Below are 21,844 nucleotides of genomic sequence, written 5' to 3'. Positions count from 1 at the left end.
GGGGGGACTCCGGACCCCCGCGGCCGCCCCGCGGGGCCGCGCCCGCCCCCCCCCCCCCCCCCCCCCCCCCCCCCCCCCCCCCCCCCCCCCCACCGCTCAGCTCCCGGCGCAGCGCCACCGCCCGGGCAGGGTGGTTGGTCGTCACCAGCCACGCCCGGCCGCCGGACACCCAGGCGCGCAGCTCGCCCGGGTCGTCGACGGTCCACACCAGCAGCGGCAGGCCGTGCCGCCGGGCCCAGCGGGCGCCCCACAGCCGGGCCAGGGTGCGGGGGCAGACGGCGAGGTTCGCGCCGGTCGCGCGCAGCCGCCGGCCGGGCAGCACCTGCGACCAGCGCCCGGTGAGCAGCCGCACCAGCCCGCGCAGACCGGCGTCCCGGTGCAGCGCGAGACCGACCAGCAGGTCCGGCTCCTCCTCGCGGGACCACGCACGCACCGCCGCCACCGCCGCGTCGTCCAGCCCGGTGACCACGACGTCGGCGGCGGACCCCACCGTCTGCACCACGTGCCGGACGAGGGCGACCTCGGCGCGCGGTGGCAGGCCCACCCCGTCGGCGGGGTCGGCGACCTCCTTGAGGTCCAGGTGCACCCGCGTGCGCCCGCGCAGCGCCGCGAGGGCGTCGTCCAGCAGCAGGTGGGGGCCGGCGGCGCGGGCGAACTCCGCGTAGGGCAGGGCGGCGACGGGCACCCGCCGGCCGGCGACCCGCACGGCCCGGTCGTGGTGCACGACGTGGACGCCGTCCGCGCAGCGCTGCACGTCGAACTCGACGAACTCGCAGTCGAGGGCCGCCGCCGCGCGCAGCGCCTCGGCGGTGTTCTCCCGCGCCCGGTCGCGCCCCACCCCGCCGCGGTGCGCCGACAGCAGCGCCGTCACCGCGACGGCGGCCGTGCCCGCCGTCGTGCCGTGCCCGGACCGGGCGCGGCGCGCGCGGCTCACGGGTTGAGGCCGAGGGTCCGCATCCGCTCGGTGTGCGCGGTGGTGATCCGCTCGATCAGCCGGCCGACGCCGGTCAGGTCGCCGGTGCCGGCCATGATCAGCTGGGCGAGCTCGTCGCGCTCGGCGATGACGGTCTGCGACTGGGTGATCGCCTCCCCCACCAGGCGGCGCCCCCACAGCGCGAGCCGGCCGGCGACCTTCTGGTCGGTGGCGATGGCGGACCGGACCTCGCGGACGGCGAAGTCCGCGTGCCCGGTGTCGGCCATGACGTCGAGGATGAGGCCGCGGTCGGGCTCGGGCAGGAACGTCGCGATCTCGCGGTAGAAGTCGGCCGCGAGGCCGTCGCCGACGTAGGCCTTGACCAGGCCCTCCAGCCACGTGCGCGGGCGGGTGCTGGCGTGGAAGGCGTCGAGCGCGGCGACGAACGGCGCCATCGCCGCGACCGGGTCGGCGCCGAGGGCCACCAGGCGGTCGGTGAGCTGACCGTGGTGGGTCAGCTCCGCGGCGGCCATCCGGGCCAGCGCCGCGTGGCCGGTCAGCGTCGGGGCCATCCGGGCGTCCTCGGCCAGCCGGTCGAAGGCGGTCAGCTCGGCGTAGGCGAGCGCGCCGAGCAGGTCGACGACGGCGCGGGTCTCGACCGTGGTCACGCGGTCTCCTCGGGTCGGGGGCGAGGTACCGGGGTGCCCCGGCAGGGGGATCCGACACGCTGCGGGAGGGAGGCTATCCGTCTCCCGCGCTAGCATGGGGGTCGGTGGGCCCTCGGCCCACCTGATCCACGTGCGCTGACACGTCTTGGACGACGCCCCGCGAGCCCGCCACCGGGCCGGGGAGGTCTCCCGGGCAGCCGTCGCAGGCGACCCGGTCCGCTGGCCGCGTCGGCGCTGGAGAGAGATCCGCGACCCCCGACCGCGGAGCGGACCGCAGCGACCACGTCGCCGGTGCCCGCTCCCCCAGCAGACCGAGGCGAGACCACTGACGTCCACCGACAGCACCCCCACCACCCCCGAGACCGAGCGCGCCGAGAGCGGCGCCCCCGCGCCCGAGCAGCTCGAGCAGGCCGTCGAGGAGCTCGGCGGCGCCCCCGTCGCCGCCGACAGCCCGCTGTTCAGCGACTTCGACGTGCACCCCGACATCGTCGCCTCGCTGGCCGACGTCGGGATCACCCGCACGTTCGCCATCCAGGAGCTGACCCTCCCCCTCGCGCTCACCGGCAACGACCTGATCGGCCAGGCGCGGACCGGCACCGGCAAGACCCTCGGCTTCGGCGTCCCGCTGCTGCAGCGCGTCGCCCCGCCCGCCGAGGGCGGCGACGGCGTCCCGCAGGCGCTGGTCGTCGTCCCCACCCGCGAGCTGTGCGTCCAGGTGGCGCGCGACCTCGGGGCCGCCGGCACCCGCCGCGGCATCCGCGTGCAGGCGATCTACGGCGGCCGCGCGTTCGAGCCGCAGATCGAGGCGCTGCAGGCCGGCGTCGAGGTCGTCGTGGGCACCCCGGGCCGCCTGCTGGACCTGGCCCAGCGCGGCGACCTGATCCTGGGCAAGGTCCGGGTCCTCGTGCTCGACGAGGCCGACGAGATGCTCGACCTGGGCTTCCTGCCCGACATCGAGCGGATCCTGGCGATGGTCCCCGACCAGCGGCAGACGATGCTGTTCTCGGCCACCATGCCCGGCCCCATCGTGACGCTGTCGCGGTCGTTCATGACGCAGCCGACGCACATCCGGGCGCACGGCAACGACGAGGGCAGCACCGTCCCGCAGACGACCCAGTTCGTCTACCGGGCGCACAACCTGGACAAGCCGGAGCTGCTGGCCCGGGTGCTGCAGGCCCGTGACCGCGGCCTGGCCATGGTGTTCTGCCGCACCAAGCGCACCGCGCAGAAGGTCGCCGACGAGCTGGTCGAGCGCGGGTTCGCCGCCGCCGCCGTGCACGGCGACCTCGGGCAGGGCGCCCGCGAGCAGGCGCTGCGCGCCTTCCGCAGCGGCAAGGTCGACGTCCTGGTCGCCACCGACGTCGCCGCCCGCGGGATCGACGTGACCGGTGTCAGCCACGTCGTGAACTACCAGTGCCCCGAGGACGAGAAGACCTACGTGCACCGCATCGGCCGGACCGGCCGCGCGGGCAGCACCGGCGTCGCCGTCACGCTCGTCGACTGGGACGACATCCCGCGCTGGCAGCTGATCGACAAGGCGCTGGACCTCGGCTTCACGGACCCGCCGGAGACCTACTCCACCTCGCCGTGGGTCCGCACCGACCTCGACGTGCCCGAGGGCGCCACGGGCCGGCTGCCCCGCTCGCAGCGCACCCGCGAGGGGCTGGACGCCGAGACCCTCGAGGACCTCGGCGAGACCGGCAAGCGCAACCGCCCCGCCGGCCGCGGTCCCGGTCGCGAGGGCGCCCCCGCCACGGGCGACACCGACGCCGAGCGTCCCGCCGGCGCCCGCAAGAGCCGGCCCCGCCGCCGCACCCGCGGCGCGGGTGCCGCCGCCGCGGGCGCGGCGGCCGCGATGGGCTCCCCCGACGCGGCGACCGCGACCGCCGAGGCCGGTGCCGAGGCCGGTCCGGGGAGCGCCGGCGGCGAGGGCCCGGCCAAGCCCCGCCGCCGTCGCCGTCGCCGCGGCGGTGCCGGCCGGGCCGGGTCGGGCGCCGCGGACGCCGGCCCCGCCGGCGACGCCGGGTCCGACTCCTAGACCGCCGGCTCCGAGCACCGCCGTCCGGCCGCCGATGCCCCGACTGCGCCGCCCGCCGCTGCGGGTGTGGGTGTGGACCGCGGCCACCGTCGCGCTGGTGGTGGTGGCCGCCCTGCTGTGGCGCGGGTCCGACGCGGCCGCGACCGAGAGCACGACCGCGGCCGCGGCCGACGTCCCCACCGGGAACCCGGCCGCGGCCCTCGCCCCGGCCTGGACCGCCGACGGGGACCCGGTGCCCGGGGCGCTCGTCCAGGCCGGCCGGGTGCTGCTCGGCGAGGAGCACGGGGTCCGGGCCCTCGACGTCGTCACCGGCGAGGAGGCCTGGCACTACACCCGCTCCAACGCGCGGCTGTGCGACGTCACCGCCGTCGACGGCCGCGCGGTCGCGGTGTTCGCCACCGCCGGGCGCTGCGACGAGGCCGTCGCCCTCGACGCGGGCACCGGCGTGCGGCAGTGGACGCGCAACCTCAGCCTGCGCCCCGACATCGCGCTGACCAGCTCCCCCGGCCTCGTGCTGGCCACCGCTCCCACCGGCGTCGTGGCGATCGACCCGGGCAGCGACACCGTCCGCTGGCGCGCCGACGCCGCCGAGGGGTGCCGCATCGAGGCCGGCACGCCGGGCAGCTCCGCGGTCGTGCTGCTGGAGTCCTGCGACGGGACGCCGCGGCTGCGGGCGCTGGACCGTGGCGCCGGCGGCGAGACCTGGACCCGGGACCTGACCGGGGGGACGCCCGTGGTCGCCGGGGTCGGCCGCCTCGTCGCGGTCGTCAGCGGCGACCAGCTGCAGCTGTTCGCCGGGGCCGACGGCACGCCGCGGCCCCCGGTCCCCCTCCCCGCGGCCGGGCCGGACGACGCCCCGCCCGCCGTCACCGAGAGCCCGGCCGGCCTGCTCGTGTGGGCCCGGGGCACCACGGTCGCGGTCGAGGGGTCCGGCGGGCGGCTGCTGTGGTCGGTGCCGTCGCGCGGCCTGCCCGCCGTCCCGGGCGACAAGGCGTTCCTCGTCGCGCCGTCCCCGGTGCTGGTGCCCGAGGACGGCGCGCTCGTCGGCCGGGACGTCCGCACGGGCGCCGAGACCGGACGCTGCACCCTCACCGGCGACGTGCCCGCCGGCGGGCGCGTGACGGTGGTCGGGCCGGTCGTCGTCTACGCGGTGGGCGACCGGGTGCTGGCCTTCCGCTGACCACCGGGTGCCCGCGAGGGGCCGGACCGGCAGCGGGGACCCCGGCGCGGTTCACTGGGGCCATGGTCCTGCCCGGCGGCTCCGCGGAGCACATCCCCCTCTCCATCGCCCCCGACGACCTGCGGCAGCTGGCCGACCACGACGCCGCGCCCCGGACGTTCGCCGGCGGAGCCGGCCCGCTGGCCGCCCTGGACACCGGGGGGACCGGCGAGCGCGGCACCGTGCTGATGGTCGCCGGCTACACCGGCAGCAAGGAGGACTTCGCCCCGCTGCTGTCCCCGCTGGCGGCCGCCGGCCTGCGGGTGGTCGCGATCGACCAGCGCGGGCAGTACGAGTCGCCCGGTCCCGACGACCCCGCCCGCTACTCCGTGGCCGAGCTCGGCGACGACCTGCTGGCCGTGGCCCGGGTGCTGGCCGACGAGACGGGTGTCCCGCACCTGCTGGGCCACAGCTTCGGCGGCCTGGTGGCGCGGGCCGCCGTCCTCGCCGACGCGTCCGCGTTCCGCTCGCTCACCCTGCTCGGCTCCGGACCGTCGCGGCTGGTCGGCCCGCGCGCGGAGCTGCTGACCCACCTCCGCCCGCTGCTGGCCGCCGGCGGGGTGCCGCTGGTCAACGAGACGCTCGAGCAGCTGGCGATGACCGATCCGAAGGCGCAGGCGGTGCCCGCGCCGACGCGGGCCTTCTACAGCCGCCGCTTCCTCGCCAACACCGCCGCCGGCCTGCGCGGGATGGCCGACGCGATGACCTCCGAGCCCGACCGCGTGGCGGAGCTGGCCGCCACGGGCGTGCCGGTGCTGGTCGCCCACGGCCTCGCCGACGACGCGTGGGCGCCGGCGGCGCAGGCGGACATGGCGGTGCGGCTGGGTGCCCGGCACGCGGTGATCCCCGGCGCGATCCACTCCCCCGCCGTGGAGAACCCGGCCGAGACGCTGGCGGTGCTGCAGGACTTCTGGGCCTCGGTGTCGGTGTCCGCGGCCGACGAGGACGCCTCGGGGTCCGACGCCGCCGCCGCGGGGCGTGCGTGACGGGCTACCGGACACCCCTGCCGGGGCCCGCCGACTGGACGCCGCAGGAGGACCGCGCCGGCTTCTTCGGCCCCGACAGCGTCACCTGGCGGGTGCACGCCGACCCGAGCTACTCCCCCGGCGGGCTGCGCGCGCTGATGCTGCAGGCGCTGCACCCGGTCGCGATGGACGTCGTCGCGCGCAACTCCGCGGCCTTCCGCCACGAGCCCTGGCAGCGGCTGGCGCGCACCGGCCAGTACGTGGAGACCCTCACCTTCGGCACCCGCACCGAGGCCCGCCGCGTCGTCGCCCGCGTCCGCGGCCTGCACCGCTCCCTGGGCGGCGTCGAGGAGGGCAGCGGCCGCGCCTACCGCGTCGACGACCCGGACCTGCTGCTGTGGGTGCACAACTGCGAGGTGGACTCGCTGCTGTCCACCGCCCGCCGCGCCGGCGTGCCGCTGACCGACCGCGAGGCGGACCGCTACGTCGCCGAGCAGGTCGTCGCCGCGACGCTGGTGGGCGTGCCGGAGGACGCCGTGCCGCGCTCGGTCGCCGCGCTGGCCGACTGGTTCGCCGACGTGCGGCCCGCGCTGGCGGCCACGCCCGCGGCGCGCGACGCCGTCCGCCGGCTGCTGCTGCCGCCGATGCCGGCCTGGGTCCAGCTGCTCACCCCGGCCCGGCCGGCGTGGGGCGGCCTGGCCGCGCTCGGGTTCGCGCTGCTGCCCGCGTGGGCGCGGCAGCTGTTCTCGATGCCGGGTCTCGGGCTGACCGACGCGGCGGCGACGGCGGCGCTGCGGGCGTTCCGGCAGGGCCTGCTCGCCCTGCCGGCCCGGGTCCGGCAGCCGCCGATCGTGCGGGCCGCGGTCGAGCGGACGGCGGTCCCGGTCAGCGCCTGACGGACCAGGATCAGCCCTGCGGGCTGGTGCCTGCCGGCTCCTCCTCGGCCAGGAACGCCCACGTGTCCGGCTGCGGCCCGGCCGCCCGCCCGGGGGCACAGCTGGAGCGGAAGTCGCACCAGCCGCACTGCCGGCCCGGGACCGCGGGGAACGCCGCGTCGGCGTCCTGCCCGGCGCGCAGCGCCTCGGTGGCGCGCTCGATGTCCTCGGCCGTGTCCTCCGCGCGCCGGACGTGGTTGGCCAGCGAGCGGTCGGTGTGCTCGAAGGCCGCCACCGTGCCCGAGGGCAGGTGGTGCAGCTCGACGCGGCTGCACGCCCGGCGCAGGGTGCGGCGGACGCCGAGGACGTAGGCGGCCAGCGCGGCCGAGCCGCGCGCCTCGTCGTCGCTGCTGGGCACGCGGCCGGTCTTGTAGTCGACGACCACGAGTTCGTCGCCGCGCTGGTCGATGCGGTCGACGCGGCCGGACAGCGCCAGCCGCCCGGTGGTGGCCGCGACCTGCCGCTCGGTGCCGACGGGCTCCTGCGCCGGGTCGAGACCGGTCACGTAGTCGGTGATCCACCCCGCGGCCCGCGACCGCCAGCGGGCGGACTGCTCGGCGTCGCGGAACCCGGCCGGGGACCAGACGCCGTACAGCAGCTGCCGGGCGGCCGCCGGCGTCCGCTCGCGCAGCGGCAGCTCCCACCACGACCGCAGGGCCGCGTGCACCGCCGAGCCGACGGAGTTGTGCGCCCACGCCGGCCCCTTCGGCGGGGTCGGCCGGTCCAGGTAGGCGTGCCGGTAGCGCCGCGGGCAGTCGGTGAAGGTGGCGAGCTTGCTCGGCGTCGCCGGGAAGAGGCGCCGGGGCATGCCGGGCATCTCCAGCTGGTCGCTCGCCATGCCCTCCACGCTAACCGGGGACGACGACGTCCCGGCGGCTCAGTCGGTGAACGGCGCGCTGCCCGTCCCGGCGGCCAGCAGCGCCTCGAACTGGTCCGGGGCGGTGGTGCAGGCCCCGAGCGGGGTCGTCTTGTTGCTGCCGTGGTGGTCGCTGGACCCGGTCACGATCAGACCGAGCTCGCCGGCCAGGCCCCGCAGGTGCGCCCGCTCCGCCGGGCCGTGGTCGGGGTGGTCGACCTCCAGGCCCAGCAGTCCCGCAGCGGCCATCGCCGCGATCGCCTCGTCGTCGACGACGCGACCGCGCCGGGTCGCCAGCCCGTGCGCGAACACCGGCACCCCACCGGCCTCGCGGACCAGCCGGATGCCGTCGAGGACCTCGGTGTCGGCCTTGGCCACGTGGAAGGGGCTGCGGTGGTGCAGGAGGTCGGCGAACGCCTCGTCGACGGAGCCGACCACGCCGGCGTCGACCAGCGCCCGCGCCACGTGCGGCCGGCCGACGACGCCGCCGGCCGAGGCCTCGACGACCCGCTCCCACTCGACCGGGTACCCGGCACCGGCCAGCGCCGCCACGATCCGCTCCCCGCGGGTGAGCCGCTCCGCCCGCAGCCGGGCGCGCTCGGCGGCCAGCGCCGGGGCGGCGGGGTCGAACAGGTAGGCCAGCAGGTGCAGGCTGATCGGGGCGCCCGGGCCGCGCGTCCAGCGGCAGGACAGCTCCATCCCCGGGACGACGGTCAGCCCCCGCGGGCGCGCCCGCCGGGCGGCCGCCCAGCCGTCGGTGGTGTCGTGGTCGGTGAGGGCGACGACGTCGAGACCGGCGTCGCGGGCGGCGGCCAGCAGCTCGGCCGGCGTCTGGGTGCCGTCGGACACCACGGAGTGGGTGTGCAGGTCGATCCGCATCGTGGGTCAGCCTGCCCCACGGCGGGAGGCGCGGCTCAGGAGGGCCGGGGTGTGCGCGGGATGGGCTGGGTGTCCCGCCGCCCGGTGCCCTGCTGCCCGGTGGTGGGCTGGTCGCCGGTCTCCGGCGGGGCGTCGTCCTGCTGGGCGACGGGCTCGACGCCGCCCTCCTCGTCGTCCTCCACGCCGTCCTGGCCGAACAGCAGCCGGCTGACCCGCCGGTACAGCACGTCGGCCTGCGGCAGGTAGGTGATCTCCGACAGCGCCTGCTGCTGACCGGCCGACTCGAAACGGAACGTGCCGTAGCCCAGCAGCTGACCGAGCAGGGTCTCCTTCCAGGTGAGGTCGGTGATCCGGCGCAGCGGCAGCAGCGCGACCGTGCGGACGACGATGCCGCTGGTCAGCAGCACCCGGCGGTTGGTGACGATGAAGTGGCGCATCCACCACTCGCCGGCCCGCAGGGCGAGGAACACCAGCGCGGCCAGGACGACCAGCAGACCGGCGGTGCTGGTGAACCGGTTCTCCGGGTCGAGCACCAGCAGCCAGCCGCCGGCGACCAGCACCGGCAGCGCCTTGAGCACCGGCACGATGAGCACCGCCCAGTGCCGCCGGGTGGCGACGACGGGCGGGTGCTCCTCGGGCAGGAGGTACTTGGCCGCGTCCTTGCGCCAGCGCTCGGGGCGGCCACCGGCGGACGGGTGGGGCACGCCGGCCTAGATGAGGGAGCCGACGAAGTCGGCCAGCGAGGACGCGGCGTCCCCCAGGGTCTCCCCCGCGTTCTTGACGATCTCCGCCGACTTCTCCGGTGCCTGGATCACGTAGAAGACGACGAAGGCGATGACCAACCAGGTGAGGACCTTCTTGAGGTTCACCGCACCTCCGCTCAGGGCACCGGCGACGGGGCGCCGCCGGGTGGCCCGGGCGGGCCGGGCACATGGGTAACACGCACCCCAGGCGCCTCCGGCGTGACACGCCGTCGCGGATCCGAGGCGGTGCGGTCCGCTACCGCCCCGGCAGCAGGTGCTCGCTGGGCGGCCCGAGCGGGAGGTCCGGGTAGACCCGCTCGCGGAGGTCGAGCAGCTCCATGCGCTCGGCGAGCAGCCACGCCGCCGACGCCGGCCACATGACCAGCCACAGCCACACGCCGTAGGCCTCGCCGACGAACGCGGCCCGGTCGTCGGTGGTCGGCACCGCCCACAGCGCCGCCCGCTGGCCGGCCGCCTCGACCGCGGCGGAGGAGGGACCGGTGATGACGTCGCCGGGGTCCAGCCCCGGCAGCCCGGCGTAGCCGCAGCCGACGCCGGTGCCCGGCTCCTCGGCGACCAGCACCAGCTCGGCCGACCCGCCCAGCGGGGCGGGGCCGGCGCAGTCCACGACGATCGCCCGGGCGCCCGGCTCGCCACCCCAGGCCATGCCGGTGACCGACCAGCCCGCGGGGACGGGATCGGGCACCCACGCGGGGACCCGGGCGTCGGCGGTGACGGCGGAGATCGCGTCGTGCGCGATGAGCGCCGTGTGGTGCAGCGGGGTCACCGCGCCGTGGACGTGGCACCAGGCCTGCGCGGAGTCCCCCGGGCGGACGGCGAGGCGCTCGCCGCAGCGGGGGCAGACCGGGGAGGCACTCATCGTCGTTACCGTCCTGTGGCCGTGGGGGTTCGTCAAGCGGAGCCCGGGGGCGTCCGCGGGCGTAGCGTCCGCGGCGTGCCTCCCGACGACCCGGCCGGCGGCGGGGACCCGGCCGGGGGTCGGCCCCCGGTGGCCTGCGTGGGTGCGGTGGTGCACGACGCCGCCGGGCGGCTGCTGCTGGTCCGCCGGGGCACCGAGCCCGGGCGGGGACGGTGGTCGGTGCCCGGTGGCCGGGTCGAGCGCGGGGAGTCGCCGACGGCGGCGGTGGAGCGCGAGGTGCTCGAGGAGACCGGGCTGGCGGTGCGGGCGGGCGCGGTGGTCGGGCGGGTGCGGGTCCCGGGGCCGGACGGCGTCGTGTTCGACGTCGTCGACCTGACCTGCACCCTGCTCGACCCGGGCGCGGTGCCGGTCGCGGGCGACGACGCCGACGAGGTGCTGTTCGCCGACGCCGCCGCGCTCGCGACCCTGCCCTGCACCGACGGGCTCCTGGAACACCTGGGCCGCTGGGGCGTGCTGCCCCGCTGAGGCCGGTGCCCGGTCCGGGAGCCCGGACCGCCGGTCAGCGGGCCTTGGGCTCCGGACGGCCCGGCTGCTCGCCGCCGCGGGCGTCGCCGTAGCTGCGCTTGGGCACCATCACCTTGCGCCGGAAGACGCAGACGACCGTCCCGTCCTGCTTGTAGCCGATGGTCTCGACGTGGACGACGCCACGGTCGTCCTTGGACCGGGACTCCGTCTTGTCCAGGACGGTCGTCTCGCCGTAGATGGTGTCGCCGTGGAAGGTCGGCGCGATGTGCCGCAGCGACTCGACCTCCAGGTTGGCGATCGCCTTGCCCGAGACGTCGGCGACGCTCATGCCCAGCAGCAGCGAGTAGACGTAGTTGCCGACGACGACGTTCTTGCCGAAGTCGGTCGTCTCGCCGGCGTAGTGCGCGTCCAGGTGCAGCGGGTGGTGGTTCATCGTGATGAGGCAGAACAGGTGGTCGTCGTACTCGGTGACCGTCTTGCCGGGCCAGTGCTTGTAGACGGCTCCGACCTCGAACTCCTCGTAGTACCGACCGAACTGCATGTGGGCGCTCCCGGCGTCGTTGCTGGAGGGGGCACCGGGATGCGCGGGACAGTCGCCGCGGGCGGTCCGGGCGCGCTGGGCCCACGCACGCGTCGGTGACCCGTCTGGACGGGCGCCGATCCTACGATGCTGGGGTGTCTCAGCTCCTCGCGGCCGAGAGCACCGACGGAACCGACGTCGTCCGCCTCTCCCGCGCCTCGCGGTGGTCCCGGCTGGCCGTCACCGTCGTCGTGCTCGCCGTGGTCATGACGGGGACCGTGTGGGGGAACGACTCGGACTTCCCCTTCGGCCCCTTCCGCATGTACTCCACCCGGGCCGACCCGAACGCGCCGGTCGTGTCCACGCGGGTCGTCGGCGTGACCGCCGCCGGCGAGGAGGTCCGTCTCTCCGGCGGTGAGGTGGGGCTGCGCCGCGCGGAGTTCGAGGGGCAGCTCCCGCGCATGCAGGCCCGTCCGGAGCTGCTCGGGCTCCTGGCCGAGACCTACGCCGAGCGGCACCCCGACGCCGAGCCGCTGGTCGAGGTGCACGTGGTCGCGCGTCGCTTCGACCTCGTCGACGGCCGGCGCACCGGCGGGTACACCGACACCGTCGTGGTCGACCACGACCTGGAGGGGGCACCGTGACGCAGCCCGGCGACACCTCCGCCGCGGCGTCCCCGGCGGCCGCGACGTCCCCGGCTGCCGCGGCGTCCCCGGCGGCTGCGGCGTCCCCGGCGGCCGCGACGGGGAACCCGACCCCCGCCCCGTCACGCCGGTCGCCGGCCGGCTGGTGGTTCCGGCCCGTCCCGCTGACCCGCATCGCGGTCATGCGGACCATCGCCTACCTGTTCATCTGGGTCGACGTCTGGCTCACCACCTCCTGGGTCAAGGCCCACGGGGACGTGCCCACGGAGTGGTACGCGCCGCTCGCCGTCGGCAAGCTGCTCCACCTGCCCACGCCGACGTCCACCGTCGTCACGGTCGTGCAGTGGGCGCTGCTGCTCACGTCGCTCGCGGCCGCGACCGGCCGGGCGCCGCGCCTGCTGGGCACCGCGGTGTTCCTCCTCTACTTCGAGTGGATGGTCATCGCGATGAGCTACGGGAAGGTGGACCACGACCGGATCGCCTTCCTCGTGCTGCTCGCGGTCCTGCCGACCGTGGGGGTCGCCCGCTGGGGCGATCGCCGGCGCTCGGAGGCCGCGGGCTTCGCGATGGCGGCCGTGCTCGTCACCGTCATGCTCACGTACTTCCTCGCCGCCTGGGCGAAGATCCGGTTCGGCGGCTGGGACTGGCCGAGCGGCGCCACCCTCGCCCGCGCCGTCATCCGCCGCGGAACTCCGCTGTCGAACTGGACGCTGGACTTCCCCTGGCTGCTCGTGGCCCTGCAGTGGGCGATGATCGCCGTCGAGGCCCTGGCGCCGCTCATGCTGCTGGTGTGGCGCGACCGCGCCCGGGTGGCCCTGGTCGTCTTCCTCCTCGGCTTCCACCTCATGGTGTTCGCGGGCGTGACCATCGTCTTCCTGCCGCACTGCGTCGCGATCCTGTCGATCCTGCCGTGGGAGCGGGCGCCGGAGCTGCGCGACCGCCTGCGTGCCCGGCGCCGGGCGGGCGGCCCCGCGGTGACCGCCGGCCCCTGAGCGCACGCCCGGGGACGGTCCCCGGGACGGCTGCCCCGGGAGGCGGTCACCGCGGCTGCTCCCGTCAGAGCAGCGCGCCGATCCTCGCCGCCATCTCGGCCTCGTGCTGCTGGTAGGAGTCGGCGACCCCCGACAGCAGCCCGCCCATGCCGGTCAGCGCGTCCGCGACGCCCTGCGCGGCCAGCCGCCACTGCTCGTAGAGCTCGCTGAAGCGCAGGGCAGCCTGGCTGTCGGTCCAGCCGTCCAGCACCGAGGTGTTGACGCTGCTGGAGAGGGTCGCCTGGCGTGCCGTCGTCTCCGCCGCCTCCGCCCTGCACTGCCCCGCCATCGACTGCAGCGTCGCGATGTCGACCTTCACGTGTTCCTCCTCCGCACCCGGGCCGGTCCCGGTGACGGCGGACGGTAGGCGCCTCCGCCCCACGGGCCCGGCCGCCGTCCACAGCCACGTGCTGCGTCCACAACCTCGGGCGGGACCGCCCCGGGTCGGTGCGACGACCGCACCCTCGGGGCGTGAGCGCACCACCGATCCCCGCCCCTGCCCGGACGCGCCGCTGGACCCTCGTGGGCGCGACCGGTGCGCTGGACGTCGAGGTCACCGCGCCCGAGGAGGCCCCGCTGGCCGCGGTCGCCGCGGAACTCGTCGCGGTCGCCGGCCCGGCGGCGCGCGAGCTGTGGGCCGGCCCGGCGCGGGTGGCCGGCGACGCCGAGCTCCGAGCCCCGGCGCTGGCGCACGGCGCCGTGCTGGGCCTCGGCCGACCCGGGCCGGCCCCGGCGGCGCCGGTCCCCGCGACCGCGCTCGCGCTGCACGTCGTCGGCGGCCCCGACGCGGGGCGCTCCGTGCCGCTGGCCGCGGGCCGGCACGTCCTCGGCCGCGGCACCGCGGCCGGTGTCCCCCTCGAGGACCCCGACGTCTCCCGCCGGCACGCGCTCGTGGAGATCGGTGCCGGCCGGGTGACGGTGGCGGACGCCGGGTCGGCCAACGGCAGCCGCGTCGACGACGACGTGCTCGGCACGGAGCCGGCCGAGTGGCCCGAGGACGCGGTGCTGCGCATCGGCTCGTCCGCCCTCGTGGTCCGCGGTCCCGACGGCACCCGGCTGCCGGCCGCCCCCGACCCGGGCGGCCGCACCCGCGTGCAGCCGGTCGGGAGCGCGCGGGCCGTGCCCGCCGAGACCGAGGTCCGCTTCCCCACCGCCCCGGCCGCACCGGTCCGGCGCCGGCTGCCGTGGATCGCCCTCGCCCTGCCCGCCGTCGCGGGCGTCACCGGCGCGTGGCTGCTCGACGCGCCGACCTTCCTGTTCTTCGCGCTGCTGAGCCCCATGGTGGCGGTCGGGTCCTGGCTGGGTGAGCGGTGGGGCGGCCGTGGTGCGCGCAGGCGGGACGCGCTCGCCCACGCCGAGGAGCTGGCGGCGGCGCAGGACCAGCTGGACCAGGCCGTGCTCGCCGACCGCCGGGCGGCGGAGAGCGCCGCGCCGGACCTGGCGCGGTTGGCCGTCGCCGCCCGGCGCCGGTCCACGCCGCTGTGGGGGCGGCGGTCGGACGACGCGGGCGCTCTCGCCGTCCGCCTCGGCCGGGGTCCGGGGACCACGTCCGTCGTCCGGGTGGACGGCGACGGCACCCGGACCCCGCAGAGCTGCGCGGACCTGCCCGTCACCGTGGACCTCGCCGCCGCCGGCGGCCTGGGCGTCGACGGCCCCCGCGCACGCTCGGTCGGCGTCCTGCGGTCGGTGCTGGTGCAGGCGTGCGCGCTGCTCCCACCCACCGATCTGGCGGTCTCGGTGCTCACCACCGGCGACCGGCTCGCCGACTGGCGCTGGACGCGGTGGCTGCCGCACGTCGAGGACTCCCGGGTCCGCGTGTCGGCGGCGGGCGAGGCCGAGCGCGCCGACCTGGCCTGGCTCGGCGCTGTCGTGGCCGCCCGGGCCGGCGCCGCGCCGGGGCGGCCCGGGCCGCAGGGGTCTCCAGCGGCCCGTCCGTGGCTGCTCGTCGTGCTGGACCGTCCCGCCGGCCGCCGCCTGGTCGATGCCCTGCGCGACGCGCGACCGGCGGGCGTGCTGGTCCTCGCCACGGCCGGAAAGGGGGCGGTCGAGACGGGGGCCCACGTCCGGGTCACCGGGGAGACCGGGCAGCGCGCCGTGCTGTCGCAGACCTCGGCCGCACCCCGGGAGTTCGTGGTCGACCACCTGTCGCGCACCGCGGCGGCTGCGGTCGCGCGCGATCTCGCCCCGCTGACGACGCCCGCGTCCGGGTCCGGGCAGCCGGCGACCCACGTCCGGCTGCGCGACGTGCTGGCCGCGGACCCCGTCGAGGACGGCGCGGGCGGCTGGTCGCGGCGGCGTGACACGCTGCATGCCGTGCTCGGCCGCACGGCCGAGGGCGTGGTCTCGGTGGACCTGTGCCGCGACGGGCCGCACGCGCTGGTCGCCGGGACGACCGGGTCGGGCAAGTCCGAGCTGCTGCAGTGCCTCGTCGCGTCGCTGGCGGCGGCCCACCCGCCCGACCGGTGCGCCTTCCTCCTGGTCGACTACAAGGGGGGCGCCGCCTTCGCCGAGGCCGCGGCGCTGCCGCACACCGTGGGCGTGGTGACCGACCTGGACGCGCGCGCCGCCGACCGCGCCCTGCGGTCGCTGGGAGCGGAGCTGACCCGCCGCGAGACGGTCCTCGCGGCAGCCGGGGTTGCCGACCTCGCCGACCTGCCCGAGCACGTGGCGCTCGCGCGGCTGGTCATCGTGGTGGACGAGTTCGCGGGGCTGGCCGAGGAGCAGCCCGACTTCCTGCCGGGACTGGTCGCGATCGCCCAGCGGGGTCGCTCGCTCGGGGTGCACCTCGTGCTCGCGACGCAACGCCCGGCGGGCGTGGTCTCCCCGGAGATCCGGGCCAACTGCAGTCTGCGGATCTGCCTGCGCACCACCGACGAGGCCGACAGCCGGGACGTCCTGGGCACTGCCGCGGCCGCGTTCCTGCCAGCCGCCCGGCCGGGGCGCGCCTATCTGCGCCGCGGACCGGGCACACCCGCGCTCCTGCAGGTCGCCCGCGTCGCCGGTCGCCCGCCGGCCGGGCCCGCGCGCCCCCGGGTCCGCCGCTGGACGTGGCCCGACGACGGCGAGGGCGTCGTGACCTCGCCGGGTACCGGCCCGACCGACCTCGAGCTGCTCGTCGCCGCGCTCACCGCCCGCGCCGGGCGCGAGGGGGTGCGCCGACCGCACCGGCCGTGGTGTCCACCCCTGCCCGACCGGCTGGCCGCCGCCGACCTCGACGCGCCCGGAAGGGCGCCGGCCACCTCCGGCGCCGGCCCCGGGCTCGCGATCGGGCTGCTGGACCGGCCCGACCTGCAGCGGCAGGACGCCCTCACCGTGGACCTCGCCGCCGGCGGCGGCTGGCTCGTCGTGGGCGGGCCGGCCAGCGGCCGCAGCACCGTCCTGCACACCGTGCTGTCGGAGGCCGTCACCGCCTACCGGCCCGACGAGCTGCACCTCCACGTGCTCGACCACGGCGGCGGCCTCCTCTCCCGGGTCGCGGCCGGCCTGCCGCACGCGGGCACCACCGTCGGCGCCGGCGACCCGCTGCGCACCATGCGCCTGGTCGACCGGCTGGCGGCAGAGGTGTCGGCGCGCCGCGCGGCGGGCCGGTCCTCACCGCGGCTGCTGCTGCTGGTCGACGGCGTCGAGTCGCTGTCCGCGCAGCTGGACGAGGCCGATCCGGCCCGCGGTTCGGCGGCGCTGCTGCGGCTGGTCCGCGAGGGCGGCGCCGCCGGGCTGACGTGCGTGCTGACCGCCGACCGCGCGGTGCCCGGGGGCCGCCTGGCCGCCGCGGTCGGCACCCGGCTGGTCCTGCCGCTGCCGGACCGCGCGGACTACGGCGTGGCCGGCGTCCCGGCGCGGGCGGTCCCGGCCCACCGCCCGCCCGGCCGGGCGCTGGTCGGCGAGGCGGCCCACGAGTGCCAGCTGGCCCTCCCCCGGCCGCTGCCGGCCTGCGAGGTCCCGGGTGACCCCGCCGCCCTGCGCATCCCCGAGCTGCCCGCCGACCCGGAGCTGCCCCTGCCGTCCCCGGAGGAGACGGACCCCCTCCCGCTCACCGTCCCGGTCGGTCCCGGCGGCGACGAGGGCCGGGTGCTGACCGTGGACCTGCGCCGCTCCGGCGGGCTCCTGCTGGCGGGGCCGCCGGGGAGCGGCCGGTCGGCCGCCCTCACCGCGTTCACCGCGCACCTCGTCGCGGCGGGTGTCCGGGTGTGCCGCGTCGTCCCGCCGGGTGCCGGGACCGATCCCCTGCCGCCGGGGACCACCGTCGTCGGAGCGGCAGACCTCCCGGCCTGGCAGGACTGGGTGGCCGGCCTCGCGGGCGCCACGGGCGTGGTGACCGTCGACGACCACGCCGGTGTCGCCGAGAGCCCGGTGCTCGCCGCCCTGGCGGCCGACGCACCGGGCGACGTGCTGGCCGTCGTCACCGGCTCCCCCTCGGACCTGGCGACGGTCTTCCGGGGGCCGGTCGCCGCACTGCGGCGGCGCCGCAGCGGGCTGCTGCTCGCGCCCGGTCCCGGCGACGCGGACCTGCTCGGGGTACGCCTGCCCCGTGCGCCGGTACCCGTCCGGCCGGGATCCGGCTGGCTGGTCGACGCCGGGGTGCCCTCCCGGGTCCAGGTGGCGCTGCGGCGCACCGCGACCGCACCGGCACCAGCACCGGCGTGACGCCCCGGCGCCGCAACCCGGCGCCGCGACCCTCAGAGGAGGTCGAGCAGCGGCCCGATCTCCTGCGACGCGTACCAGGCCAGCTCGTGCCCCTCGGCCTGGTCGACGACGAACTGGGCGTCGTCGCTGCCCAGGTCGGCCTCGAGCACCACGGCGACGGCCGCCCGGACGTCGTCCTCGGCCTCGGCGCCGTCGACGTGCACGCTGGCGACGTCGCGCACCGCGACGTCCGCGGCCACCCGGACGGCACCGGCCTCGATGTGCGGCTCGTCCAGCGGGGTCACGGCGTCGTCGGGCACGTCGGCGGCCACGACCGCCCGCCGGCGGGACGCCAGCGGGTCGTTGTCCAGCAGGCGCAAGCTCGCGCGGGCGGCGGCGAGCAGCGCGGCGTACTCGAGCTCCTCGACGTCGGCCTCGGCGTCACTGACCGCGTAGTGCCGGCGCAGCACCTCGGTCACGGCGAAGGCCGTCACCGGCCCCGGGACCCGGCCCTCGTCCACGAGCGTCCGCAGGACCGTCGTCGTCGCCGGCAGGTACACGCGCACCCGGGTCGCTCCCTCCATCGGTGGAGCGACGACGGTATCCCGGCCGCCCGGGTGCGCCGCCGGGCAGGCGCGCCGCCGGCGTCCTCAGCGGGAGTCCTCCACGAGCTGGGCGGTCTCCTGCTCGATCAGGTCGGCGAGCAGGTCCACGTCCCCGACCGTCTCCCGGTCGGCGTTCAGGCAGACGTAGACGCGACCGTCGTAGCTGGTCATGCCGATCGTCAGGCCCTGTCCCCGGACCAGCGGCACGACCGGGAATACCTCGAGCATCCTGGCTCCCGCAGCGAACAGCGGCACCTGCGGACCGGGCACGTTGGTGATGACCAGGTTGAACATCCGCCGGGACAGCCCCCGGGCGGCGCGGGCGCCGAGCGCGTGCAGCGTCGGCGGCGCGAACCCGGTGAGCGCGATCAGCGCGTCGGCGCCGACGGACCGTCCAGAGCTCGCCACCCCGCGCATCGCGTAACCGAGGCGGGCCAACCGCACCCGGGGGTTGGGCTCGCCGACCGGCAGGTCGACCAGGTAGCTGGCCACCCGGCTGCCCGGGGCCTCCTGCTCGTCACCCTGGACCGAGACGGGCACGAGCGCCCGCACGGACGTGGAGGCGACGACCGCCGCGCCGCGGGAGAGCATCCAGTCCCGCAGCGCGCCGGTGACCACGGCGAGCAGGACGTCGTTGACGGTGCCGCCGTACGCGCGCCGGACGGCCTTGAGGTCCTCGAGGTCCGCCCGGGCCACCGCCACGCGGCGCTGCCGGCTGCGCGTCCTGTTCAGCGGGCTGTGCGGCGCGGGGAACACCGCCGACCGGGCGGCCTCGAGGACGCCGGAGGCCGCGCCACCCAGCCGTGCCGCGGTCGCCCGCACGTCGCCGGCCGCCGCGACGAGGCTCTCCACGGCGACCGACGGCCGGCGGACGTACTCGCCCACGGCCGAGCGCAACAGCTGGACCCCGCTGGGGAGCCGCCGTGGCCGCCACGGCTCGGCCTCGGGGACGGGCGCGTCCGGGGAGGGGTCCAGCAGCACCTGCGCGATGTCGACCGCGCCCAGCCCGTCCACCAGCGCCGGATGCGTCTTGGTGATGACGGCGACCCGCCCGCCGGAGAGCCCCTCGACCAGGTACAGCTCCCACAGCGGCCGCTGCCGGTCCAGCGGCCGCGACGTCAGCCGGGAGACCAGGTCCAGCAGCTGCGCCTCCGTACCCGGGCGGGGCAGCGCTGACCGCCGCACGTGGTAGGCGACGTCGAAGTCCGGGTCGTCGGCCCACACGGGATCGGCCAGTCGCCCGGGGACCTCGAGCACCCGCTGGCGGTACCGGGGCACCAGCGGGAGCCGCGCCTCGACGAGCGCCGCGAGCGCCTCGAGCCCGCCCGCCAGGGGTTCCAGCAGGAGCACCCCGGCGACGTGCATCGGTGCGTCGGGTTCCTCGAGGTAGAGGAACGACGCGTCGATCGTGGTCAGGCGCTCCAGCATCCGTCCCCCTCCGTCGGGCCGCCCACGCTACGCAGACCGGCCGCCCCGGCGCGTCCCGTGCCGCGCCCGTGGTCCAGGGCACGCCGAGCGCCGGGCGGGTGGGCGGGGGCCCGCCGACCGCACCCGGCGCCGCGCAGGGCGCCGGGGGCGTCCGCCCGGGCTCACCCGGCCCAGCGCGCCCCCGGCCGGGTCCGGCCCCGCCGGGGCGCCGGCGTCGGCACCCCCGTGAGCCGGGACGCCAGCCCCCGCAGGCCCTCGCGCAGCGGCGACGAGGGCGCCACCTCGGCCAGGGTCCGCCCGGCCGCCAGCGCGGCGTCGGCGGCCCGGCGGTCCGCGGGCAGGAAGGAGTCCACCTCGCGGCCGCCGAAGCGCTGGAGGGCTTCGGCGATCTCCCGGCGCGGCTCGCCGGGCACCGGACCGCGGCGCACCTGGTTCACCACCAGCAGCGGCTCCACGCCCGGCAGCACCTCCCGCAGCTCGCCGAGTCCCCGGATGCAGCGCTGCAGCCCCACCGGGTCGGCACCGGCCACGCACAGCACGACGTCCGCGGACTCCAGCACGGCCAGCGTCGCCCCGTTGCGCCGCGGCGCCGCCGTGTCGAACGAGAGCTCCTCGTCCTCCTCGAGGTTGAACCCGCAGTCGACGACCGTCAGCGCCGCCGCGCGTCGCGCCTCCTCGAGCACCCGCACCACCGCCGACGGCCGCAGCTCCGGCCACCGGTCGGCGCGCGCCAGGCCGGTCAGCACCCCCAGCCCCGGCCGGACCTCCCAGGTCAGCCGGCGGAGCGCGGCCTCGTCCAGGCCGCCGGCAGCCGCGCGGCGGGCCGCGGCGGCCAGGCCCGGCGACTCGTCGAGCAGTCCGAGCAGCTGGGCGACGACCCCGCCGTACACGTCGGCGTCCACCAGCAGGGTGTCGACGCCGAGCCGGGACGCCTCGTCGGCCAGCCCGACCGCCACGGTGGTCCGGCCCGGGGCACCGGTCGGCCCCCACACCGCGACCACCGTGCCGTCGCCGTCGGCCGGCTCGACCTCCCCCGGCGCGACGGCGGGACCGGCCAGCGCGGACCGCGGGTCGGCCACGTCCCGGCCCGGTGCGGGGCTCCCCGCGACGGCCTCGCGCAGCGCCCGCGCGATCTGCTCCGGCGCGGCGTCGGCGGCCAGCACGTGCAGGACGCCCCATCCGTGCAGGCGCGCGGCGGCTCGCTCGTCCCCCGGCTCGACCAGCCCCACCGTGGCGACGCCGGCCGCGGTCAGCCGGGCGACCGCGTCCCCGTCGAGGCGCCGCAGGTCCGCCGACAGCAGCGCCGCGTGCCCGGTGCCGGTCGCCGCGGCGGCCAGCAGCTCGGCGACGTCCACGCAGCGGCGCACCACGGTCACGCCGTGGTCGGCCCGGTCGAGCGCCCCGACGAGCGCCGCCTCCCACGCCGCACCGGTGACCGCGGTGAAGACCTGCAGCGCCATCAGGACGTCGGCGCCGCGGAGCCGGCCGGCGGGACGGCCGGCGTCGCGGTGCCGGCCGGCGGGACGGCCGGCGGCGCGGTGGACGGCGCGGCCCCCGGCGACGGCACCCGCGGCGAGGGCACGACCGCCGACGGTGCCGCCGTGGCGTCGACCGACCCGCGGACGACGACGACCAGCGGGCGGCCGGCGACGGCGGCGAGGACCTCGTCCGCCGAGCCGGCCGCGACGGACACCACGACCTGCACGGTCGTGGCCGCGCTGGACAGCACGCCCTCCGTCCGGCCGGACACCGCCTGCACCGGCGCGGACCCGACGACGAGGGTGACGCTCCCGTCCGCGGTCCCGGTGGCGCCGGCGGCCGGGTCGGCGACGGCGTAGACGTCGACCACCTGGCCGCGGGCGAGCGCGGGCGGGGCGAAACCGGCCTGCACCGGGAGGGCGACCTGCACGAGGTCCGGGACGTCCTCCAGCGCGGACCGCGGGAGCAGCTCCCCGTCGCGCACCGCCCGCGCCAGCGTGCGGCCCTCGGGGCGGGTGCTGGAGGCCAGGTAGCGCCCGGCGGCGTCGTCCAGGCGGACGTCCACGGTGACCAGGTCGCCGGCGGACAGCACGGTGCCGGCCGCCAGGTCCCCGGACGCCGCCCACACCGGCACCGTCGTGTCGGCGGCACCGACCACCCGGGCGCCCAGCAGCACGGACACGAGGACCAGCAGGACGCCCAGCACCAGCCGCAGGTCCAGCCACCGCGGCGCCCGGACACGGCGCGGCACCGGCCCGCGCACCCGCCCGGTCGCCGTCCCCGGGCCGGCCGGCGCCGGTGGCGGGGCCGTCCGCACGTCGGTCACCGCGCCTCCTCCGTCGTCGTCGGCGGCCCTCGCGGCCTGCCGGGACCGGCCCGGACGAGGGCGGTCG

21 protein-coding genes are annotated in these 21,844 nt (G+C 78.0%); 8 read left to right on the top strand and 13 right to left on the bottom strand.

The window, feature by feature from the left end; all coding sequences use genetic code 11:
• The coding region (locus ACI781_RS12920) for a glycerophosphodiester phosphodiesterase (protein WP_456566510.1) at window positions 1-934 on the bottom strand (934 nt) is incomplete at its 3' end.
• Window positions 931-1,581: a ferritin-like fold-containing protein gene (locus tag ACI781_RS12915; protein ID WP_456566509.1), complete on the bottom strand. Its 651-nt coding sequence runs from the start codon at window positions 1,579-1,581 to the stop codon at window positions 931-933. The genes ACI781_RS12920 and ACI781_RS12915, both read right to left, overlap by 4 nt.
• A gap of 145 nt (window positions 1,582-1,726) precedes the next feature.
• Between ACI781_RS12915 and ACI781_RS12910 the strand changes: the two genes are divergently transcribed.
• From ACI781_RS12910 to ACI781_RS12895, 4 genes are all read left to right on the top strand, one after another.
• The gene (locus ACI781_RS12910; RefSeq protein ID WP_456566508.1) at window positions 1,727-3,619 is read left to right on the top strand and encodes a DEAD/DEAH box helicase; all 1,893 of its coding nucleotides are present in this window, start codon (window positions 1,727-1,729) and stop codon (window positions 3,617-3,619) included.
• Between the two features lie 34 nt (window positions 3,620-3,653).
• A complete protein-coding gene (locus ACI781_RS12905) occupies window positions 3,654-4,799 on the top strand; it encodes an outer membrane protein assembly factor BamB family protein (protein ID WP_456566507.1) in 1,146 nt (381 codons plus the stop codon).
• A 62-nt stretch (window positions 4,800-4,861) separates the two neighbouring features.
• Complete coding sequence (locus tag ACI781_RS12900) at window positions 4,862-5,824, top strand: alpha/beta fold hydrolase (protein ID WP_456566506.1); 963 nt, start codon at window positions 4,862-4,864, stop codon at window positions 5,822-5,824.
• Entirely contained in the window at window positions 5,821-6,699 is an 879-nt protein-coding gene (locus ACI781_RS12895) for an oxygenase MpaB family protein (RefSeq protein ID WP_456566505.1), read from the top strand. Before ACI781_RS12900 ends, ACI781_RS12895 begins: the two co-directional genes overlap by 4 nt.
• 10 nt (window positions 6,700-6,709) lie before the next feature.
• Here ACI781_RS12895 and ACI781_RS12890 read toward each other — a convergent pair whose 3' ends face one another.
• The 5 genes from ACI781_RS12890 to ACI781_RS12870 form a co-directional block, all read right to left on the bottom strand.
• The gene (locus tag ACI781_RS12890; protein ID WP_456566504.1) at window positions 6,710-7,576 is read right to left on the bottom strand and encodes a RecB family exonuclease; all 867 of its coding nucleotides are present in this window, start codon (window positions 7,574-7,576) and stop codon (window positions 6,710-6,712) included.
• Between the two features lie 39 nt (window positions 7,577-7,615).
• Window positions 7,616-8,473, bottom strand: a complete 858-nt coding sequence (locus tag ACI781_RS12885; RefSeq protein ID WP_456566503.1) for a PHP domain-containing protein — start codon at window positions 8,471-8,473, stop codon at window positions 7,616-7,618.
• Between the two features lie 35 nt (window positions 8,474-8,508).
• Window positions 8,509-9,177 (bottom strand): PH domain-containing protein, encoded by a 669-nt coding sequence (locus tag ACI781_RS12880; protein ID WP_456566502.1) that lies wholly within the window; start codon window positions 9,175-9,177, stop codon window positions 8,509-8,511.
• A gap of 6 nt (window positions 9,178-9,183) precedes the next feature.
• Window positions 9,184-9,342 (bottom strand): hypothetical protein, encoded by a 159-nt coding sequence (locus tag ACI781_RS12875; RefSeq protein ID WP_456566501.1) that lies wholly within the window; start codon window positions 9,340-9,342, stop codon window positions 9,184-9,186.
• A gap of 130 nt (window positions 9,343-9,472) precedes the next feature.
• Window positions 9,473-10,096: a DUF6758 family protein gene (locus ACI781_RS12870; protein WP_456566500.1), complete on the bottom strand. Its 624-nt coding sequence runs from the start codon at window positions 10,094-10,096 to the stop codon at window positions 9,473-9,475.
• Between the two features lie 75 nt (window positions 10,097-10,171).
• Between ACI781_RS12870 and ACI781_RS12865 the strand changes: the two genes are divergently transcribed.
• Window positions 10,172-10,621 (top strand): NUDIX domain-containing protein, encoded by a 450-nt coding sequence (locus tag ACI781_RS12865; protein WP_456566499.1) that lies wholly within the window; start codon window positions 10,172-10,174, stop codon window positions 10,619-10,621.
• Window positions 10,622-10,655: 34 nt separating this feature from the next.
• On the opposite strand, the gene ACI781_RS12860 is transcribed toward ACI781_RS12865, so the two are convergent.
• Window positions 10,656-11,162: a MaoC family dehydratase gene (locus ACI781_RS12860; protein ID WP_456566498.1), complete on the bottom strand. Its 507-nt coding sequence runs from the start codon at window positions 11,160-11,162 to the stop codon at window positions 10,656-10,658.
• Window positions 11,163-11,296: 134 nt separating this feature from the next.
• On the opposite strand from ACI781_RS12860, the gene ACI781_RS12855 reads away from it, so the two are divergent.
• Window positions 11,297-11,785, top strand: coding sequence for a hypothetical protein (locus tag ACI781_RS12855; RefSeq protein ID WP_456566497.1), 489 nt, complete (start codon window positions 11,297-11,299; stop codon window positions 11,783-11,785).
• The gene (locus tag ACI781_RS12850; RefSeq protein WP_456566496.1) at window positions 11,782-12,777 is read left to right on the top strand and encodes an MFS transporter permease; all 996 of its coding nucleotides are present in this window, start codon (window positions 11,782-11,784) and stop codon (window positions 12,775-12,777) included. Before ACI781_RS12855 ends, ACI781_RS12850 begins: the two co-directional genes overlap by 4 nt.
• 64 nt (window positions 12,778-12,841) lie before the next feature.
• Here the strand turns inward: ACI781_RS12850 and ACI781_RS12845 are convergent, their stop codons facing one another.
• Window positions 12,842-13,135 carry a WXG100 family type VII secretion target gene (locus ACI781_RS12845; RefSeq protein ID WP_456566495.1) on the bottom strand — a complete coding sequence of 98 codons (294 nt, stop codon included), beginning with the start codon at window positions 13,133-13,135 and terminating at the stop codon, window positions 12,842-12,844.
• 152 nt (window positions 13,136-13,287) lie between these two features.
• Between ACI781_RS12845 and ACI781_RS12840 the strand changes: the two genes are divergently transcribed.
• A complete protein-coding gene (locus ACI781_RS12840; RefSeq protein WP_456566494.1) occupies window positions 13,288-17,460 on the top strand; it encodes an FtsK/SpoIIIE domain-containing protein in 4,173 nt (1,390 codons plus the stop codon).
• Window positions 17,461-17,492: 32 nt separating this feature from the next.
• Here the strand turns inward: ACI781_RS12840 and ACI781_RS12835 are convergent, their stop codons facing one another.
• From ACI781_RS12835 to ACI781_RS12820, 4 genes are all read right to left on the bottom strand, one after another.
• Complete coding sequence (locus tag ACI781_RS12835) at window positions 17,493-18,023, bottom strand: DUF6912 family protein (protein ID WP_456566493.1); 531 nt, start codon at window positions 18,021-18,023, stop codon at window positions 17,493-17,495.
• A 66-nt stretch (window positions 18,024-18,089) separates the two neighbouring features.
• Complete coding sequence (locus ACI781_RS12830; protein ID WP_456566492.1) at window positions 18,090-19,472, bottom strand: WS/DGAT/MGAT family O-acyltransferase; 1,383 nt, start codon at window positions 19,470-19,472, stop codon at window positions 18,090-18,092.
• Between the two features lie 161 nt (window positions 19,473-19,633).
• The gene (locus ACI781_RS12825; RefSeq protein WP_456566491.1) at window positions 19,634-20,932 is read right to left on the bottom strand and encodes an AAA family ATPase; all 1,299 of its coding nucleotides are present in this window, start codon (window positions 20,930-20,932) and stop codon (window positions 19,634-19,636) included.
• Window positions 20,932-21,777: an SAF domain-containing protein gene (locus ACI781_RS12820; RefSeq protein WP_456566490.1), complete on the bottom strand. Its 846-nt coding sequence runs from the start codon at window positions 21,775-21,777 to the stop codon at window positions 20,932-20,934. Before ACI781_RS12820 ends, ACI781_RS12825 begins: the two co-directional genes overlap by 1 nt.
• Window positions 21,778-21,844 lie beyond the last annotated feature (67 nt).

This window comes from Blastococcus sp. SYSU D00695, assembly GCF_054050555.1.
Note: the sequence above shows the minus strand (reverse complement) of the source record. Positions and strands in the feature narration are given on the sequence as shown.

Excerpts from the sequence above, each read along its gene's own strand:
- ACI781_RS12905 (WP_456566507.1), top strand. The coding sequence starts at position 3,654 with ATGCCCCGACTGCGCCGCCCGCCGCTGCGGGTGTGGGTGTGGACCGCG.
- ACI781_RS12900 (WP_456566506.1), top strand. The coding sequence starts at position 4,862 with ATGGTCCTGCCCGGCGGCTCCGCGGAGCACATCCCCCTCTCCATCGCC.
- ACI781_RS12890 (WP_456566504.1), bottom strand. The coding sequence starts at position 7,576 with ATGGCGAGCGACCAGCTGGAGATGCCCGGCATGCCCCGGCGCCTCTTC.
- ACI781_RS12885 (WP_456566503.1), bottom strand. The coding sequence starts at position 8,473 with ATGCGGATCGACCTGCACACCCACTCCGTGGTGTCCGACGGCACCCAG.
- ACI781_RS12870 (WP_456566500.1), bottom strand. The coding sequence starts at position 10,096 with ATGAGTGCCTCCCCGGTCTGCCCCCGCTGCGGCGAGCGCCTCGCCGTC.
- ACI781_RS12860 (WP_456566498.1), bottom strand. The coding sequence starts at position 11,162 with ATGCAGTTCGGTCGGTACTACGAGGAGTTCGAGGTCGGAGCCGTCTAC.
- ACI781_RS12835 (WP_456566493.1), bottom strand. The coding sequence starts at position 18,023 with ATGGAGGGAGCGACCCGGGTGCGCGTGTACCTGCCGGCGACGACGACG.
- ACI781_RS12830 (WP_456566492.1), bottom strand. The coding sequence starts at position 19,472 with ATGCTGGAGCGCCTGACCACGATCGACGCGTCGTTCCTCTACCTCGAG.
- ACI781_RS12825 (WP_456566491.1), bottom strand. The coding sequence starts at position 20,932 with ATGGCGCTGCAGGTCTTCACCGCGGTCACCGGTGCGGCGTGGGAGGCG.